Annotated in this window: 17 protein-coding genes; 9 read left to right on the forward strand and 8 right to left on the reverse strand. The window is 42.3% G+C overall.

What is annotated here, in order from left to right; genetic code table 11:
• The first annotated feature begins 78 nt into the window (after window positions 1-78).
• Together tmpT and HRU23_14235 are read left to right on the forward strand one after the other, a co-directional pair.
• Window positions 79-711 (forward strand): thiopurine S-methyltransferase, encoded by a 633-nt coding sequence (gene tmpT, locus HRU23_14230; GenBank protein ID NRA55298.1) that lies wholly within the window; start codon window positions 79-81, stop codon window positions 709-711.
• Window positions 712-824: 113 nt separating this feature from the next.
• A complete protein-coding gene (locus HRU23_14235) occupies window positions 825-1949 on the forward strand; it encodes a carboxypeptidase family protein (GenBank protein NRA55299.1) in 1125 nt (374 codons plus the stop codon).
• 46 nt (window positions 1950-1995) lie between these two features.
• Here the strand turns inward: HRU23_14235 and HRU23_14240 are convergent, their stop codons facing one another.
• The 4 genes from HRU23_14240 to HRU23_14255 all read right to left on the reverse strand — a co-directional run bounded on the left by HRU23_14240 (window position 1996) and on the right by HRU23_14255 (window position 7879).
• The gene (locus HRU23_14240; protein ID NRA55300.1) at window positions 1996-4335 is read right to left on the reverse strand and encodes an EAL domain-containing protein; all 2340 of its coding nucleotides are present in this window, start codon (window positions 4333-4335) and stop codon (window positions 1996-1998) included.
• Window positions 4336-4693: 358 nt separating this feature from the next.
• On the reverse strand, window positions 4694-5023 hold the full coding sequence (locus tag HRU23_14245) for a hypothetical protein (protein NRA55301.1): 330 nt from the start codon (window positions 5021-5023) through the stop codon (window positions 4694-4696).
• Between the two features lie 403 nt (window positions 5024-5426).
• Window positions 5427-5792 (reverse strand): DUF2750 domain-containing protein, encoded by a 366-nt coding sequence (locus HRU23_14250; GenBank protein NRA55302.1) that lies wholly within the window; start codon window positions 5790-5792, stop codon window positions 5427-5429.
• Between the two features lie 122 nt (window positions 5793-5914).
• Entirely contained in the window at window positions 5915-7879 is a 1965-nt protein-coding gene (locus HRU23_14255; protein NRA55303.1) for an exoribonuclease II, read from the reverse strand.
• A 277-nt stretch (window positions 7880-8156) separates the two neighbouring features.
• Here HRU23_14255 and HRU23_14260 point away from each other — a divergent pair, with 277 nt between their 5' ends.
• Together HRU23_14260 and HRU23_14265 are read left to right on the forward strand one after the other, a co-directional pair.
• Complete coding sequence (locus HRU23_14260) at window positions 8157-10568, forward strand: hypothetical protein (protein NRA55304.1); 2412 nt, start codon at window positions 8157-8159, stop codon at window positions 10566-10568.
• Window positions 10569-10620: 52 nt separating this feature from the next.
• Window positions 10621-11271 carry a DsbA family oxidoreductase gene (locus tag HRU23_14265; GenBank protein ID NRA55305.1) on the forward strand — a complete coding sequence of 217 codons (651 nt, stop codon included), beginning with the start codon at window positions 10621-10623 and terminating at the stop codon, window positions 11269-11271.
• Here the strand turns inward: HRU23_14265 and benE are convergent.
• Window positions 11246-12460, reverse strand: a complete 1215-nt coding sequence (benE, locus tag HRU23_14270; protein NRA55306.1) for a benzoate/H(+) symporter BenE family transporter — start codon at window positions 12458-12460, stop codon at window positions 11246-11248. The two genes, HRU23_14265 and benE, sit on opposite strands and share 26 nt — an antisense overlap.
• A gap of 146 nt (window positions 12461-12606) precedes the next feature.
• On the opposite strand from benE, the gene HRU23_14275 reads away from it, so the two are divergent.
• The 4 genes from HRU23_14275 (at window position 12607) to rraB (ending at window position 14874) form a co-directional block, all read left to right on the forward strand.
• Window positions 12607-13146: a helix-turn-helix transcriptional regulator gene (locus HRU23_14275; protein ID NRA55307.1), complete on the forward strand. Its 540-nt coding sequence runs from the start codon at window positions 12607-12609 to the stop codon at window positions 13144-13146.
• Window positions 13147-13240: 94 nt separating this feature from the next.
• Window positions 13241-13531: a hypothetical protein gene (locus tag HRU23_14280; GenBank protein NRA55308.1), complete on the forward strand. Its 291-nt coding sequence runs from the start codon at window positions 13241-13243 to the stop codon at window positions 13529-13531.
• 127 nt (window positions 13532-13658) lie between these two features.
• Entirely contained in the window at window positions 13659-14387 is a 729-nt protein-coding gene (locus HRU23_14285; GenBank protein NRA55309.1) for a 1-acylglycerol-3-phosphate O-acyltransferase, read from the forward strand.
• Between the two features lie 76 nt (window positions 14388-14463).
• Window positions 14464-14874: a ribonuclease E inhibitor RraB gene (gene rraB, locus HRU23_14290; GenBank protein ID NRA55310.1), complete on the forward strand. Its 411-nt coding sequence runs from the start codon at window positions 14464-14466 to the stop codon at window positions 14872-14874.
• Window positions 14875-14965: 91 nt separating this feature from the next.
• Here rraB and HRU23_14295 read toward each other — a convergent pair whose 3' ends face one another.
• The gene (locus HRU23_14295) at window positions 14966-15496 is read right to left on the reverse strand and encodes a thioesterase family protein (protein NRA55311.1); all 531 of its coding nucleotides are present in this window, start codon (window positions 15494-15496) and stop codon (window positions 14966-14968) included.
• 168 nt (window positions 15497-15664) lie between these two features.
• Between HRU23_14295 and HRU23_14300 the strand changes: the two genes are divergently transcribed.
• Window positions 15665-16513, forward strand: a complete 849-nt coding sequence (locus HRU23_14300; GenBank protein NRA55312.1) for a tetratricopeptide repeat protein — start codon at window positions 15665-15667, stop codon at window positions 16511-16513.
• A 164-nt stretch (window positions 16514-16677) separates the two neighbouring features.
• Here HRU23_14300 and HRU23_14305 read toward each other — a convergent pair whose 3' ends face one another.
• Complete coding sequence (locus HRU23_14305; protein ID NRA55313.1) at window positions 16678-17376, reverse strand: endonuclease; 699 nt, start codon at window positions 17374-17376, stop codon at window positions 16678-16680.
• 102 nt (window positions 17377-17478) lie between these two features.
• Window positions 17479-17967, reverse strand: a complete 489-nt coding sequence (locus tag HRU23_14310) for a SprT family zinc-dependent metalloprotease (GenBank protein ID NRA55314.1) — start codon at window positions 17965-17967, stop codon at window positions 17479-17481.
• Window positions 17968-18037: the final 70 nt, after the last annotated feature.

The raw sequence follows: 18037 nt of genomic DNA on the forward strand, positions 1-18037 counted from the left end.
TATGGGTGTCCCAAGTTAAGGTCCCATGTTAATGTTATTCTACTGCTTGATGGTAATTAATAAGTTAAAGGATACATAATGGACGTAGATTTTTGGCACCAAAAGTGGAGACTTAACCAAATAGCTTTTCATATGCACAAAGCTAATCCGATGTTGGTGCAGTATTTTAGTCGGCTAAATTTGGTGGCTGGTAATCGAGTATTTGTGCCATTGTGTGGCAAAACACTCGATATTGGTTGGTTGTTGGCTCAAGGTTACCAAGTAGTCGGGGCCGAATTAAGCCAAAGTGCCATTGAACAGTTATTTGTTGATCTGGATGTTACTCCAACAATTACTGCTGTTGGTGAACTCAAACGTTATAGCGGCACTAACATCGATATTTTTGTGGGTAATATCTTTGCATTGACCGCTGATATTTTAGGGCGGGTTGATGCGGTTTATGATCGCGCCGCGCTGGTGGCATTGCCAAAAGAAATGCGTAATAACTACGTTAGTCAAATCCTTGAAATTACCAAGACCGCGCCGCAATTGTTGCTAACTTTTGAGTATGATCAATCTTTGCTGAGCGGTCCGCCATTTTCATTATCAAAAAATGAAGTAGCTCAGCAATATCAAGCATCTTATACCTTGTCAGAACTGGTTTCGTTTAATATCGCTGGTGGTTTAAAGGGTAAATGTCCAGCGCTGGAAACGGTCTGGTTGCTGCAATAGCTGGGCGCTCGATGTTGCTAGGTTAAATAGCTGCGGCTAATCAACTATAACAGCGCTAGTGCATGGTAAATTTGCTATCATGGATTTTTTTATGATGCCTGATAAGGTCTACTATGCAAATTAGCCACAATTTCGACGGCGGCAATATCCGTTGTATCGATGTCAGCGATGCCAGCAATATTCAATTAGAAATCCCCAAAGACAATAACTCTGATTTTTATCAGTGGTTTTATTTTAAGTTAAGCGGTGCTAAAAATCTTGATTGCCGGTTGAATTTTGTTAATGCCGCTAATGCTGCATATGTCGATGGTTGGCCAGACTACCAAGCCGTTGCTTCGTATGATCGCCAAACGTGGTTTCGGGTTGCTACTGATTTTGATGGTTCGGTCTTAACCATTAATCACACTCCTGAATGCGATGTGGTGTATTACGCCTACTTTGCGCCTTATCCGATGGAACGCCATCATGATCTTATTGCTAATGCACAATTGAGCGATTTGGTTGAGCATACTCATTTGGGTTACACCCTCGATGGTCAAGACATGGATTTGCTACGCGTTGGTGAGCCGGGCGCTGGTAAAAAGATTTGCTGGTTGATTGCGCGGCAACATCCGGGTGAAACGATGGCGCAGTGGTGGATGGAAGGCATGATTAATGCGTTGCTCGATCCTGAAGACCCAATTTCGCGGGCGTTGCTCGATCAAGCGGTGTTTTATGTGGTACCAAACATGAATCCTGATGGTAGTCGTCGTGGTAATTTACGTACTAATGCGGCCGGCGCCAATTTAAACCGCGAATGGCAAAACCCGAGCATGGAATATAGCCCTGAAGTATTTTTAGTTCGCCAGAAAATGCAACAAACTGGGTTAGATTTTTGTCTTGATGTGCATGGCGATGAAGCCTTGCCTTATAACTTTATTGCTGGAGCCGAAGGCATACCAAGTTGGAATGAACAGCGCCAAGCTGAACTAGACCATTACCAACAAGCGTTAGTTAATGCCAGCCCTGATTTTCAAACTGACATTGGTTATGAAAAAGATCTACCGGGTCAGGCATTAATGACAGTTGGTACTAATTATATTGCTGAACACTTCAATTGTTTGGCGATGACGCTGGAAATGCCCTTTAAAGATACCGTTGATACCCCAGATGAAGAGATGGGTTGGTCGCCTGAACGTTCGCGTAAATTAGGTGTAGCCAGTCTTAATGCGCTTTATCAAACCTTAGCAAAATTGTAATAAGTTGATAATATCTGATGACAGAGCAAACTCTGTCATCGGGTTATTAAGCTTCATCACGACCATTGAGGATAAATTGCAGCTCAAAGTCGGCGCAGGTCAAAGGTTTAGCGACATGGAATCCTTGACCAAATTCACAGCCCATCTCTTGCAATAACATCAATTGCTGTTTATTTTCGATGCCTTCGGCAACCACCCGTGTACCGAGCTTTTTTGCCATAGTTACTATGGTATCGCATAACACAAAATCATCATTTTCACTGGTCATGCTATGAACAAACTGACGGTCTATTTTTAGATAATCGATGTTAAATTTCTTAATATAGGCTAGCGAGGAATACCCCGTACCAAAATCATCGATAGCAATTTCAATGCCCAGTGTGCGTAAATTATTGAGGATATCAATAATATCGGCTTGGGAATCCATCAGAATGTTTTCGGTGATCTCAATAATAATACTTGAATGGTCAACGCCCGGCTCGGTCAGTACGTCAAGCCAGCGCTGAGCGGGCTTAGTATTATTATATTGAACCGGCGAGGTATTAACGCTGATTTGAAACGAGTGGCCAAGCTGTTTTTTCCAGTGTGCTGCCTGACTCAGCGCCTGATTGATTACCCATTCACCGATCGGAATAATTAATCCCGTTTCTTCAGCCAAGCCAATAAACTCGTCGGGGTTAACTAAACCACGTTGTGGATGAAACCAACGGATCAGTGCTTCGGCTTTGTTAATTTGTCCGCTATGAAGATCGATAATCGGTTGATAATATAGAACGAATTCGTCGTTAGCCAATGCTTGGTGTAAGTCATTGATTAAAGACATTCGAGCACGCGACGCTTTTAGCATATTATACGTAAAGAAATGGTAGCAATCGCGGCCGAGTCCTTTGGCATGGTACATTGCCTGATCGGAATTTTTCATTAAGCATTCGATATTATCGGCATCATTAGGGTACAAACTAATGCCGATGCTCGCTGAAATATGGACGATGTCCTGACCTAACGAAAAAGGTAAGGTCAATTGCACCATGATCTGCTGGGCCACACGTTCAATTTCGGCGCAGTTGTTAAGCTCGGCTAAAATGACGATAAATTCATCGCCACCAAATCGCGCCACCGTGTCGACCGGCCGGACACTGAGTTGGATCCTTTTTGCGCTTTCAATTAACAGGGCGTCGCCTTCAGCATGACCTAGGGTGTCATTAACCTCTTTAAAACGGTCGAGATCGATAAACATCACCGCAACCTGTTGCTGAGATCGTTTGGCATTAACCATAGCCGTCGCAAGATGCTCACGGCACAATTGTCTATTTGGTAAGCCAGTTAAGGCGTCGTAGTTGGCCTGATGCCAAATCAGCTTGTTGGCTTGGTCTCGCTCAATGGCAATGCTGGCCAAATGGGCCGATTGCTCGATTAATCGAAACTCAAGTTCACTGGGAACGGTAATTTTTTGATGGTAAATCGCAAAAGTGCCAAGCACGTCACCATGGACGCTAAGAATAGGTTGCGACCAACAAGCACCAAGATTTGCTCGTTTGGTCAACGGGGTAGCGCCGACCCAGTAGGGGTGGCTAGCAATGTCGCTAACGACAAACCGCTGCGCTCGAAAAGCCGCCGTACCGCAAGAACCAACATTGTCGCCAATCGCTAAGCCGTCAACGGCATCATTGTAGAAATCGGGCAAGGATGGAGCAATGCCATTGCAAAAGTGGGTTTTTTGTTGATTTAGTTGCAAGATGCTGCAGAGCATTTTCGGAAATTCTTGTTCAACCCCGGTAATGATTGAGCGCAACACTGTCATTATCGGTTTACCCTGAGCAACTAACTCTAAGGTATGATTTCTTAACTTGCTTAATTGATTGTTACTGCGTAGTTGCTGCGACATTTGGGCTAACTGCTGTGAGTCAATCGCATCATTTGAAATTTTTGGCGCAAGCAGCGTCGTTAGCGTACTGGCCAGATCAATTAAACTATCAATCTCTGCGGCAGTGAGTTCGCGTGGCTGTTGGTCTGAAATCGACAAACAACCAATGCATTCTCCGTGACTGTTATGCAAAGGTACAGCGGCGAAAAAGCGGATGTTAGGGCGTTCGACAACGGAGGTTAACTTGATTGCGATAGGATCGCTAATCGTATCGTTTATAATCAAGGGCGCGTCAGTTTGCTTGGTATATTCAATAAAAGTACTAAGCGATGCTGGCAGATCTTGTGCTAAATGTGGCATAGACATGAAACGCTGGGCCTGCTCATCACCTAAGAAAAGGGTTACCTGCGAGGCATTTAAACATGCGTTGGTAATACGTAAGATCCGTTCGATTGACTCGGACTTAATTAACTCATCACTAACACTAGACTTGTGGCAATGTGCGGCAATAGTAGCGCTCAAAATAATTCCTTGGTATTGAATCTGATCATAAATACTCTAATACTAAACGGTCGTTATTTGAGTAAAACTAGCACTAATGGCTTATATTTTCAATGTCAGATTAGTTAAGCGCAGTCTAGATGGTGATATTCGTGGCGTTGTAATCGAGAAATTCAACTTGCATAACAGCTAACAGATATTCAAACGATTATCATGGCACAATAGATGTTAGGTGTGTCAGCTCCCACTAAATGACTGAATCTGTGGTGGCATTTAGTGGCTTATTAATAGAAAAATTATTCGAATACTGAGTGTGAGCAAGATTATTACCATCGCTATCAGTAAATATGTTCGGTCGTTATTTTTCAGTTGTTCAAACCTAAGTCGATGATGATTCAATAGATATTTTTGGGACATAGACAAAGCTGTATTCCTGATCCTGACACAAGTCGATTTGATCAAGCACGAAGGTCGGTTTTTCCATCACACTTTGCTCTAGGTAGTACTGGTAATCACTGTTTTTACCATTGCAAAGGGCGAAATTTAACGTTAATTCGTATTTATACTTTAATTTAAGGTGCGATTGAGAGAACTTAATATAATGGCTAAGCACGAAGTAAAAATATTTGTAACTGAGTGTGATGATCAGAATGATCCCGACCATGATTAGCCAATAATCGACGTTGTGCCTAAAACTAATCGATTTCACTAAGATTAGATCAATGTTTAATAAGGTCAAAACCGCGATTAAGCCGCCGAAGTGATATTTTAGCTAAAATGAATGAGCATCAGCCGCCGTATCTTTCATGGTTTGGGTTAAACACTCTAACTGTTTTCTATTACGTCCATTTATTTTGTCTCTAAATCACGACTGGCAAGGTCAACAGCAGGGGAGAATGCTTTTACCATAGTCTAATTTTTAACGTGCAAGACACATTTATCTGGTGAGGTAATATCTGGTGGCTAAAGTTAGAAAAGAAGGGCAGGGGCAGAGCAAAGGGGCCAAACTCTCAGTTACCTGACAGGTGGCACCCTAACTTTATAAGTACTCTTTTTAAACGTTATTTAAGTACTTTTTTTAATATTATTTAAGTACTTTATAAATTAGCGTCTTATTTGCTTAACGCTTCAACAGTCGCTAATTCTAATGAAAATTTTGATAATTCCATTTCAACGCAATCTTGTTCTTCGTGCCAGTTAACCCCAATCATCACGCCATCTTCGTTTAAGTCTTTTTGCCAAAACTCAAACCAGTCATTGAATGATATTTGCGCCGGCGAAAAATCTTGCCATTCGCCATTACAATGTTGCTGCGCTAGCTCTTGTGAAGACCACAGTGGCATTACATCTGTTTTCTCGAAATTAATTGAGTCGACAATTACCCAGTCTTGGGTTGATTTATCTTGCAGGCCCCAGATGGTTTGAGTTGGTTTTACGGCATTGATAAATTGGCTAATGGTGCTGTTTGAATCTGTCATGGTAATTGCTTCTACTATAAATTGGGCGCAATTATACAAAGATTAAGACAGTAGGACAAGTCAGCCTACCCATTGCAAATACATCGCAAGAGCATCGCAATGAGTGGGCTGATTGATAGAGTTTACTCGGTGACTACTGGGCTAGCAATTAAGCTACGTTTTGGTAGGTTTGCTTGAGTGATAACAAGTTCAACCTGATCATTGAGACTAAAACAAACTTGACCATTAATGGATATTTGTCCCGCTTCGGTATCACACTTACACGCTTTACGATCGGCATGTAAATTCGACGTTGGCACAAAGACCACGGCGCCGTTATCACGTAATTTGGCCATAAAACCAGCGCGATTAATATTAAAAATATTACCGACAAATGGCTGCTTGGTCGTAACGGCACCGGCCAAGTAGTCAACGTATAGCCAGTTGCCAATGTCGCGTTCCACTAATCGTTGGTTATCACGTTGCGTTTTTAATCGCAGTACATCAGCTTCAACAATGGCGGCAGCCGTAGCGCCTTGACTAATAATTGACTTAATTAAGCGATGGTTTAGTAAATCGCCGTATTTACGGATAGGGGAGGTCCAAGTCGCATATTGCTCAACACCTAAACCAAAGTGAGGTAACGGCTCGGCACTAATAGTGCCGTAGTTTTGGAACTTACGAATACGCGCGCTGAGCTTATTGTCATTACGACTGATTAATTCACGCTGCAGTTGGCAATAGCCTACGATGGTTAAAAGGTGCGCTTTGCTGTAAATGTAACGGTGTTCTTTGAGCAATATTTCCGCTTTCGCCGCTCGGTCTGGATCAATGCCTGGGTGGGTATTAAATACGCCGTTATTTAAGTGATTTTTTAATAACTTTGCCCCACAAATATTGGCCAATAACATTGACTCTTCAACCATTTGGTTGGCTACCCCATGATACTGAACACGAATGTTCGCAACTCGGTTGTTTTCATCAAGTTCAAAACGGTAATCGGGGCGGCTTTCAAATAACTGACTGTTTTTCGCTCGCCACATGCCACGAGCAAACGCCATTTCAGATAAGGTCGTTAACGCTTGCGCTAATTGAGGGGACGGTTGCCATTCTTGTGCTGTTTGCTCAATAAAATTGGTGACCTGATGATAACTAAGGCGGTGCGATGAGGTTATCCAACCCGCATTAAATTCAATGTGCTCGGTTAATGAGCCTTTACTATTGATCTCCATTTGACACAACATTACCGGGCGGCGTTCGCCAGCAACCAATGAACATAAATCGTGACTTAAACTTTGTGGCAACATGGTAATGTTTCGACCCGGTAGATAATGGGTATATCCCCGTTGCTTTGCGACAACGTCATACTCTGAATCTGGTAAAATATATGCACTTGGATCGGCAATCGCAATCGTGAGCTGCCAGTTTCCATTCTCGAGCAAACTAATGCTAATAGCATCATCCATGTCTTGCGTTTTTTCGCCGTCAATGGTGAAAAATAGCAGGTGAGATAAATCAATCCGTGCTAATTCTTGATCGGCCATCTGCCATGTTTCGGGTTCAGTCGGTGCTTGGCTTGGTAAGTCAGCGCCTTGCGCATTGTGCTTAGCCAAAGTCACCAACCAAGGTGCGCTAGTATCGTCTTCCGTTGCAATTAAGTGATTTATTTGCGCATAAAAACTCGCATTATCAGCGTCGTCGGTCAGTGGATGGCGAGTAAGGGTCGCATTGACCCAATCATTTTCTGCCAATGGTTGGCCGCTAATACCTTTAGCACGAATCGGCTTTATTTGCGGCGCGTTGTCGACCACGACATATAACTTATTGTTGTGCTGCTTCACCCGGCCAATAAACTGGGTTAACGCCGCAGAGACTAACGCGAGAGGCTCGGCTTGAGTTTTACCTTTGTCGGTACGTAATAGTGCTGTAATTTCATCGCCATGCATCAATTTTTTCATCAACGGCGGGGCAATAAAATGGCTCTTGCCTTTGTCTGTTTCTAAAAAGCCAAAGCTCTTATCCGTGGCCTTAACTCGGCCTTGAATTTTCGGTAAATTTTCTTGAATGTTGTTTTTTAATTGCGCTAGCAGCGCATTATCTTTAAACATGGTTAATTCTCAGTAAAGCGATGGCGTGACTATAGGATAATTAGCGTGGCGATGCTAGTCAAAATGTGCCTGCCAAGCAAAGCGAGTCATGTTTATTATTGCTAGATAAAAGTCGCATCGTCACTCAAATTTTAATGATTAAATAAAGTAATATTTTGTAAAAACAGACAACTCTTACTATTTTTAATGCTTAGCTAAAGCCAGTGATGGCTATTCAACTTCATGGATCGATGGCGACCATGTTTTTCTACTGGAGCGTGAGAACGTGGTGAGTGATATGTTAAAGAAACTTGGACTGTTGTTGGTTTTATTTGCTGTGCTTGGTGCAGTTACGGTGATTGGACTAATGCAAGTGTATCAATTATCCTTTACTAGCTTGCTTAATAAGGCCGCGCTAAAGTTTAATTTGGTTGATCAAAGTCAGCATTTTATTGCCTATCAGCAACGCTACCAAGACTTGAACGTGATTCAAAAGGCTAGCCGTCCCTATCCACGAATATTTTTAACCCAGTTACGGGGCTGGAATGGCCTGACTACACCCCATTTTTACCAAGGGCGCTTAGATCAACTCAAATCAAATCGCATCGGATTTCGTCCTGCCTGCAAAAAAAATCAACTTAAACATCAGCTACATTGTTTTTTAGCGCTGCCAAGCCACCAAAGCATGCGTAAGTTAGAACAATTGCTAATTGACTACAAACTGACTACCCCAACCGTAACGGGCAGCTATGGCAACAGCTGGTTGTTTGCCATGGTGTATGACATTGCTAAAGCAAGCCCATATTTTTCACCTGCGGCATCGCAAATCATTAATACTAAAATTTCTGCGATGCTTAAAATTTATCTTGAGCTGCTCGATGGCGACATTGTGTCTCTGTGGCACGGACGCTCATCACTGGCCGCCAATGCTTTTTTGCTGGCCACGGTGTTAGAGGCTGAAACGGCGACACAGCAGATGTTGTATCGCCGGGCTTATGGACATTTTAACGATGTTTATCAGGCTATTTCTGCGACCGAAGTGTGGCCAGAGGGTTATAACTACTGGATTAATACGCGAGCCGTCGTTACTGTGTTGGCACTATCTGCGTTGGCCGAACAGCAAAACATCACTAAAGCCAATCAAATCAAAAAAACGATAGGCCGGATAGGTTTGTGGCATATTTATCTTACTCGTCCCGATTTTAAAATTGAAGGCTGGGGCGATGAAGGGCCACGAATTGATTTAAAAGATGAAACGGCAAAGGTGATTGATCTTATTGGTCAAATAACCGGCGAGGTGTTTTTTTATCAGTTTGGCCAAGTGATTAGAAAAAAACATAAACAAGACAGCTATTACCCCAGCTATCGTTGGTTGTTACCCTTTTTTTATGCAGCTAGCGCCGTTAACACCTTAGCAACTAATCAAAGTTCGATGTCACAATTGGCGGGTGAGTTAAAACCCAGTGAATTATTTGGGGCTAATTTTAGTAATCATTTAAGTATTCGAAGCGACTGGGGCAAGGATGCAACGTTTATCACTTATCGGGCTGGTCATACTTTCGCTCATCATCAACATTATGATGCGGGACATTTTTCGCTGTTTAAAGGCGCACCCTTAGCAGTCAATAGTAGCTATTACTCTGGTGAGATCAATACCGATAACAGAAAACATTATTCGATTAGAACCATCGCTAAAAATAGTTTATTAATTCAGAAAACCGCAGAAGTTGTTAAGCCGCATCGTTTGTTTGATCTCAACGTTGCCGCTGGTGGTCAACGGCTGGTTATGCCTCTGGGCAGCGCTATTACAAGTTTTAAGCACTGGCAACAACAGCTGTATCAGGGGCTGCATGTCGAAGGGGCCAAGTTACTAAAATATCATCATGAAACTGGCTTATATACAGCGATAACGTCAGATCTAACGGCGGCTTATAATAGTAATCGTTTTGATAGCAACGGGGAGCAAGGTAAAGTTCGCCGGGTTGAAAGAACCCTCGTTTATCTTAATCGCCAAGATATGATGTTGGTTTATGACAATATCAAGACGATTGACCCGCAGGACAAAACGAAGTGGCTACTACATACTATTAATAAGCCGATTTTTTCTCGCATGCGCCAACTAACAGGGGATGATAACGGTGGCATATTTACCACAAAAGGTGAAACCGTTACTGTTGTTAACAAACACAGCACTATGCGGGTAGACATTTTAGCGCCTGAACATGCCAAAACATTAGTGATTGGTGGGCATAAGTATCGTAACTATGTTGAAATTGACGGTGATGATGGTGAGCTCAACGGCCGTAATATTGCGGGCAAGCAAAAAAATAAAAGCTGGTTTGACTCACCGCAATGGCGCTTAGAGATTTCACCGCAACAGCAAGAACTTGCTACTCACTATTTAGTGACAATGCAACCACGAATTGAATACGATAATACCGCGGTTATCACGCCAACTCGGTTGATGAGCACTGGGATAAATGCAACACAGTTTAATAACTTATTGCTGTTGTCTGAGCCCAGATACAATAATTGGGCGGTCACACTAGACTCTACCGTTAAAGAATTGGTGATCTTTGTCGACAAAGCGCAACGGATTAAAATTGGCCAGGCCGCGACAGTATATAACTTAGAGCAGGGCTTTAATTACTTGGCGTTAACCAATGAACTTAATGGCCAAGTGAACATAGCGATAGTTGATGAGTTTTAATATACTAAAGACATGGCAGAATTAAATATATGGCTGAATAAGAGAAAATAACATGAAATTAACCCTAGATTTGGTGTCAGATGTATCTTGTCCTTGGTGTATTATTGGTTACAAAGGCTTGGAGCTGGCGTTGGCGACATTGGGTGATGATATTGAAATTGAACTTAATTGGATCCCGTTTGAAATAAACCCTGATATGGCACCTGAAGGTGAAGAACTGGGCCGTTATTTAAATCGTAAATACGCCATGAACGCACAACAACAGCAAGAGAACAATGCCACAATTGTTGAGCGTGGACAAGCGGTGGGTTTTGAGTTTTCACCACTGGAACACCGGCATATTTATAATAGTTTAGACTGTCACCGCTTATTGCATTTGGCCAAACAGCACCAACTGCAAACACCGTTAAAATTGGCGTTGTTTAAGGCGTATTTCAGCGATGGCATTGATATTAGTGATATCGTCAAACTAACGACAATTGCGATTAACGTTGGTTTGCCAGAGTCGGGGGTTAAGCAGTTATTAGTTGGCGATTTATATCATCAAGAAGTGTTGCAACAGCAACAACTGTATCGGCAACGCGGAGTGACCAGCGTGCCGATGTTAATTGTAAATGATAAATACGGTATTAATGGCGCAGAAACAGCGGCCGGTTATCAAGAAATTTTGAATAATATTATTTCTGAGATACAGGCTGGTTAATGGTTGGCGCTTGGTTATTATTCTTTTTAGGCGATAAGTATCGCTGCGCCGTTAAGGTGATTATACCGGCAACTATGCCCCATAACGGCGAACCAATCCCCCACAACACCAGATCTGACGCAGTAATTAAAAACGTGATAATGGCCGCCTCATTAAACTTAGGGGTCGCTAATGCCTGTTTTAAACTCGCTGCAATGGTTGAAAATAATGCGATGCCTGCCAATGCTAAGATTAACGCTTGAGGCAAGGTTTCAAACAAGCTCATTAGACTGGCGGCGCCCAAGCCTAATAAGATATAAAAGAACCCGCCGGCTACTGTGGCCCAATATCGTTTACTGTGGCAGGGGTCGACATCTTTGCTCATACATAATGCGGCGGTGATAGCGGCTAAGTTAATTGAAAATCCGCCAAATGGTGCAATCAGTAAATTTATTAAACCCGTGGCGCTGACAGTTTTCGAAATGGGCAGCTGATAATTGTGCGCATGCAATACCGCAATACCGGGCACGTTCTGTGAAGCCATTGTCACGATAAATAACGGCAATGCAATACTGATAATGGCCGCAACATCAAATTGCGGACTAATATATGTAAACTCGGCGAGCTGCCATGTCACCTGACTTACATCGACTAGTTGCAACTGCCACGCCAGACCAATGCCGAGCGCTAATACAATAAGCATGGTAAAACGCGGCATTAGCTGCTTGCTAATTAAGTAACCGGTTAACATCACCCCAACAATAATCACGTTTTGATTGACTAAGTTAAAGACCTCAATCCCAAAATTGAGCAAGATCCCAGCTAACATCGCATTGGCTAATGGTTTGGGGATCTTTGTCAGCAATTTTTCAAACCAACCACTGATCCCACTTAAAAATATTAATAACGCGCACACCATAAAGGAGCCAATCGCTTGGTTAATAGTAAAACCTGCAGTACTGGTAATGAGTAAAGCCGCACCAGGTGTTGACCATGCAATGAGAACAGGCATTTTAAAGGCCAAGGATAAGCCAATTGACAGCAGACCCATGGCGATTCCAAGTACCATAATCCAGCTGGCGACTAAGGCTGAGTCGCCCCCAAGGTTAATTACCATTTGATAAATTAATGCGATACTGCTGGTAAAGCCGACTAATACGGCGACAAAACCTGCGGTGATACGGCTTAGAATATTGTTGATGCGGATCATGGCGCCCTCTGAGGCAACAAATAGGTTGCGGCAATGCTGGTGGTTAATGTTGTGCGTTAAAGCGCACGGGACTAATCTAGCATTGTATGTTATAACGCACAAGGTAATTGTCATATCGGTATGGCACGATAAATAGGTAAGTTAAGATGCAACGCGATAATATTAATCAAGAACTGGGCACTAATCTAAAAGCCGCACGCGCGAACAAAGGTTGGAGCTTAGATGCTTGCAGTGCCCAAACTGGGGTTTCTAAAGCAATGCTGGGCCAAATAGAGCGCGGGGAATCGAGCCCAACCATTGCTCGGTTATGGAAAATTGCCAATGGCTTTGAGTTGCCATTATCGTATTTTTTAACCAAACCCAATGCGCTAAAGCCTGCAAGCCCGGTAGTGACCAGTGAAGCCGATATCAGCTTTGTGACCTTATTTGAATTTGATCCGGTGACGGCAATCGAGGTATTTGAAATTACCTTAGCGCATAATCATCAGCACATATCACAGCCACATAACGATGGCGTTATTGAGCATATTATGGTGCTCAAAGGCTCGATGGAATATTTCCTTGACGGTAAGTGGCGACCGCTGGAAACAGGCGAGGTCGTTAAATTTTGTGCTAACCAAGCACATGGTTATCGAAATTTGAAATCTGAAGCAGCCGTTTTTAACAACATTATTTGTTACGGCTAAATGTGGAGCGGTAAATAATCTAAACCTCAGGGTATTAATCACGTATGATGTGCCTTTTCAGAACATCCGATCATTGATCTAAGCAGGTATTTTCTTGAGTTCAAATCAACGGGCCATCCGATTGGCTATTTCTGGTTTATTAATTGTTTTTGGTTTGATATCACTGAGTCAGGCCGGATTTTATGTAATTCGTTATTTAACCTTTGATGCCGCATTAAATCCTCAGGAAATGATTGGTTTTCTGCTCAGTTTTTGGCGTGGTTATTGGTCAGTGTTAGCGGCAATAATAATTCACTTTACGATCAAAGCCATTGTGAACTCAGTGGCTTGGCGACTGACTTTAGTGGTGAGTTTTGGCTTAACACTCTTTAGTTTCATCGGCTAGGTTATTTTTAATAAAGCCGATTTATTTCAAGTATTAGCTAAATTTTGAGCTTACAACTGTATACATCTGCTAAGGCTTTAATCATAATAGCGCCATTATTTTTACATTGAATATGTTAGGGATTTCAATGATTGCATTTGTTCGAATTATTTTTCTAGTGCCAATTTTTATACTTGTTTGTATTGCCGGTTGCTTATATTGCTTGCTCCGGCCATTTCACAGTAACAACACTCACGTTTGTGCTGGCATGTTAAGTAAACTAGCGCCATTACTTGGCATTAAAATGGTGATACGGGTGCCTGAAAACCTTGAATATATGCCTCGGGTTTTTATTGGTAATCATCAAAACACTTATGACTTAGTGACAATTTCTGCGGCAGTGCTTGAGGGCACGGTTAGTATTGGTAAAAAAAGTATTAAGTGGATCCCATTTTTTGGCCAGTTATATTGGTTAGCGGGTAATATTTTAATTGACCGTAAAAATAAAACCCGCGCCGCAGGAACGATCAATCAAACTGCTGAACGTATGGTCAAAGACAAACTATCAATTTGGATGTTTCCTGAAGGCACTCGTAGCCGGGGAGAGGGTTTATTACCCTTTAAAACTGGCGCATTCCATACCGCGATAATTGCCCAAGTTCCTATTATTCCTGTTGTGTTAAGCAGCACCAAAGACTTTAGCCTTAACCGCTGGAATAACGGTTACGCCATCGTTGAGATGATGGACCCAGTAGCGACTGAGCAATACGATAAAAAGAGTGTGCGAAAGCTCGCTGATCACTGTCACAGCTTAATGAGTGACAAACTCGAAGCGCTCGATCAGCAAGTCAATGAGCTTAACCTCCCGAAGTCGTGATGTAGTGATGAATTTGTTTAACTTACGCGGCTATTTTGCTTTATAATAGCCGCGTTGTTACCTGATGAGAAAAATTATGTCTGTTGAAAAAGAAATTGAACATCAACAAATAGAAAACCGTGAAATTGTCGACGCTTTATTAGCCGATGGTAGCGCGCCGGATGTTGAATATCCAATTGAACACCACATGTCTTGTGCAAATTTTGATGCTTTAGAAAAAGCAGCAGTTGATGCATTTAAACTGGGTTTAGAAGTTTCTGACGCTGAAGAATTAGAACTAGACGATGGTGCAATCATTTTCTGTTTTGATGCGACGATTGATCACAAATTAAGTGTTGAACGCTTAGACAAAGATAGCGAAGCATTAATCAGAATCGCCGTGAAGCATCAGGTTCAATACGATGGCTGGGGCACCTATTTTATGGATGAAAATGGCCCAGTATTTGATGACGAGCTTGATGATGAATTCGACGAAGACCAAGAATAATACTTAAGCTTTATCATTAAATAAGACCTCCGTTGCATCACTGCTCGGAGGTTTTTTTATATCTACGCTATTTAACTTGAGTGCTGAATATTTAGCTGTTGGCTTTTTTTGCGGTTAACAACGCTTGCCAATGAATAATGTTTAACGGTAACTCAGGGCTGCTAATCGTCTCACCGGTTAACTCAATTAACTTATCCATATCGACTACTTTACGCTTATGGACAAATAAACCACGCAAGTTAGCAATCGCATGCACTTTTCCGTTACAAACAAAGCGTTGCTCGATGTAAAAATACTTGTGATCCCACCCAATAACCTTTGTTTCAATATCACAAGATTGCCAGGGTTTAATATCTTTAATAAAGGTAATCTCAGTTGAACTAACAATTGGCAGCCATTTACGTTTAAGCATTTTTGAGAATAAACCACAGTCACTCATCATCAACGTTCTGGCGAGATCCATTAAGGCTAAATAACGTGAATTGGTCAAATGTAGGTTTATATCACAATCGAGCGGTAACACTTTAAATGAGTAGTGACTGGTGTCGAGCAAGCTTTGCTTCGTTTTGTTACGAGGGATCTGCCATAATAGCAAAAATAGCAATCTAAAATATAAGTTCATAGTGACGGTGTCTTAACTCGATGTTTTAAGTGAAAAGCATCATAACAAGCTGGACCGACCACATACAACATATTATAAACATAAATAAAACCTACTGCCTCATTGTAATTAGCCCTAAGCGCCCTCAAATTACTCTGTAATAGTACTGTTTTAATAGGAAATGATTACATGACAAATATTGTCGAAATAACCGCAGAAAATTTTCAGCAAGTTTTATTGCAACAACCTGAACAATTGATTTTGGTCGAACTTTATTCTCCGCGCGATACCGCTAGTGCGCCGATGTCTTCACAACTGCGCCATTTAATGTTTGAACTGGGATCTCGTGTTGTTTTGGCTCGGGTTGACTGTGATGCGCAAGGGCAAATTGCGGGACAATTTGGCGTCACATCAGTGCCAACCTTGGTCTTAATTCGCGCTGGCCAACCAATCGATACTATCAATGGCGTAGTTCCGATTGAGCAAATACGAGCGATGTTAGCTAAGTACTTACCTAAACCTGAAGAAGAATTATTGTTAAAAGCCAGTGCAATGTTGCTCGATGAGAGCGCTGAAATTAACGAGATATTCAGTGTTATCGACCAAGCTTATCAATTAGACAGTGAGCGAGTGGATATCAAATCTTGCTACATTGAGGTGTTAGTGAAACTTGGCCAACTTGAGCAGGCAAAGGGCTTGTTGGCTAGTTTTGCGCTAGAAGATCAAAATGCCAATTACCAACGCTTAGTTTCAATGTTAGAACTTGCCGAAGAAGCGGGGCAGTCACCAGAGATTAAAGCATTAGAGCAAAAATTAGCGGCTAACCCAACTGATAATCACGTTAAACTCAGCTTGGCAATTAATTATAGTCAGGCTAATCGTAGTGAAGATGCGCTGGAGTTATTGTTTAATGTATTACAGGGAGATCTTAACTTTGAAGACGCTAAAAAACGTTATTTAGATATCATTGCTGCATTGCCAGCAGGTGATGCGGCGGCTTCAGTTTATCGTCGTAAATTGTACAGCTTATTACACTAAACCCTACACGGACCCCTAGACTAAACACCATTGTCACTGCAACCGCCGTTTGGCCGTTGCAGGGGCAATCATTTCGCCGTGTAATGCTTATCGAAATTAACTCAATTATTTCAATCGAACAATACTCATTAAGCTATGCCGGTTAAGAAATGTTCAGGATCAGGTTAGCTGTTAAAACACAGGGCTCTAACAAATGGATTACTATTGCCTTGTGCTTTAGCTATTCGACGCTCACGGCGACACTCGGCTTGATCAACCGGATCGATTTTATTCCACGCGCTAAATAACTTTAGTTGCGACTTGGCTATTTTTAAGTGGTATTGCTGCTGAAAATAGAAGTATATTCGCGCGATATCACCACGTCTATTCGCTGGCGGTTGTGCTTTGCGGCCTTTAAAATCGACGATAAAATCACACTGACCATATTGCTGCGGTTGCCCACCCCACTGGCTGAAACGATAGTTAGATCGATCGCCATTGACCTCGCCAACCGCGGGTACTAAATTATGTAGATCACCTTCCATCCGTTTAAATACTTTATCATTTTTCGAACAGTTTTTACGTCGTCCTTGCTGCCAACATTGGCGTTGGTGACCAAATTCCCAAGCCGGCACCACATGTTCCCATTCAATCCGGCTGGCGCGTTTTAATTGTTTGCGATAGCGATAACCACAACCCAACAGGTCGGGCACCAGTTTTTTACCATTGCGCAGAATGTCACAGCCACAATAGAAACTCGGATCTTGGGGTTGATGTAACGCGAGCGCAATTTTTTTTGCCTGACGAAAGTTTTTTGGTGAGGCTTCACTAAGCCAAGGCAGCAATAAAATGGCGGCCAGTAATAACAATCGATTCAAGAGAATTCCTTTAGTAACAAGAGGCACAGCCAAATACGCTTGGTTGCACAGTTGATGTTTGGTGTAGTGGGGTTATTACAACGTTGAAGGCACTGGTTAAGGCAATGGTTATGGCACCGGCTGTAACTCACTTCGACAGCTGCGGCACAGGTAACGAGTACCTTTAAGCACCATGTTATGGCGCCTAACCGAAAACTTAATCACCGAGCACTGGCACTGGTAACTAATTTCTTTAATGCCAATATTGTCGGTGTTATAACTGTGGGTTCTGGCAGCGGGCAAATTAAATACTTGCGTCATTACGTATTGCCAGTGTTTGCCATGAGGTTGAACTCTGCCATAACGTTGCCACACAATTAAATGGGCAGCTTCGTGAGCAATAACATGTTCGAGATAATGCGATATATTTTGGCGTAATATCTGCGGATGAAATCTTAAAGTATTACGTTGCAGTAGTGCAGTACCGGCAATTTTACCACGTTGATTAAACAAAATTATCGGCCGAGCTAACACACAATTTAATTGTGTTTCAGCCTGAAGATAACATTGTTCTACCCGTTCTAGTACTTGCTGTGTGAGTTGTTCAGGCAATGGCATGACGCTACTGTAAATCCATCGTTAACCAGAAAGAAAAACGGCCCACAAAGTGGGCCGTTTATGTCCGACA

It is taken from the genome of Gammaproteobacteria bacterium (assembly GCA_013214945.1).
Classification (GTDB): domain Bacteria; phylum Pseudomonadota; class Gammaproteobacteria; order Enterobacterales; family Psychrobiaceae; genus Psychrobium.

Coding starts and splice junctions, on each gene's coding strand:
- HRU23_14265 (NRA55305.1), top strand. CDS start 10,621: ATGAAATTAACCCTAGATTTGGTGTCAGATGTATCTTGTCCTTGGTGT.
- HRU23_14285 (NRA55309.1), top strand. CDS start 13,659: ATGATTGCATTTGTTCGAATTATTTTTCTAGTGCCAATTTTTATACTT.
- HRU23_14295 (NRA55311.1), bottom strand. CDS start 15,496: ATGAACTTATATTTTAGATTGCTATTTTTGCTATTATGGCAGATCCCT.
- HRU23_14275 (NRA55307.1), top strand. CDS start 12,607: ATGCAACGCGATAATATTAATCAAGAACTGGGCACTAATCTAAAAGCC.
- HRU23_14235 (NRA55299.1), top strand. CDS start 825: ATGCAAATTAGCCACAATTTCGACGGCGGCAATATCCGTTGTATCGAT.
- HRU23_14255 (NRA55303.1), bottom strand. CDS start 7,879: ATGTTTAAAGATAATGCGCTGCTAGCGCAATTAAAAAACAACATTCAA.
- rraB (NRA55310.1), top strand. CDS start 14,464: ATGTCTGTTGAAAAAGAAATTGAACATCAACAAATAGAAAACCGTGAA.
- benE (NRA55306.1), bottom strand. CDS start 12,460: ATGATCCGCATCAACAATATTCTAAGCCGTATCACCGCAGGTTTTGTC.
- HRU23_14310 (NRA55314.1), bottom strand. CDS start 17,967: ATGCCATTGCCTGAACAACTCACACAGCAAGTACTAGAACGGGTAGAA.
- HRU23_14260 (NRA55304.1), top strand. CDS start 8,157: ATGTTAAAGAAACTTGGACTGTTGTTGGTTTTATTTGCTGTGCTTGGT.
- HRU23_14250 (NRA55302.1), bottom strand. CDS start 5,792: ATGACAGATTCAAACAGCACCATTAGCCAATTTATCAATGCCGTAAAA.
- HRU23_14300 (NRA55312.1), top strand. CDS start 15,665: ATGACAAATATTGTCGAAATAACCGCAGAAAATTTTCAGCAAGTTTTA.
- tmpT (NRA55298.1), top strand. CDS start 79: ATGGACGTAGATTTTTGGCACCAAAAGTGGAGACTTAACCAAATAGCT.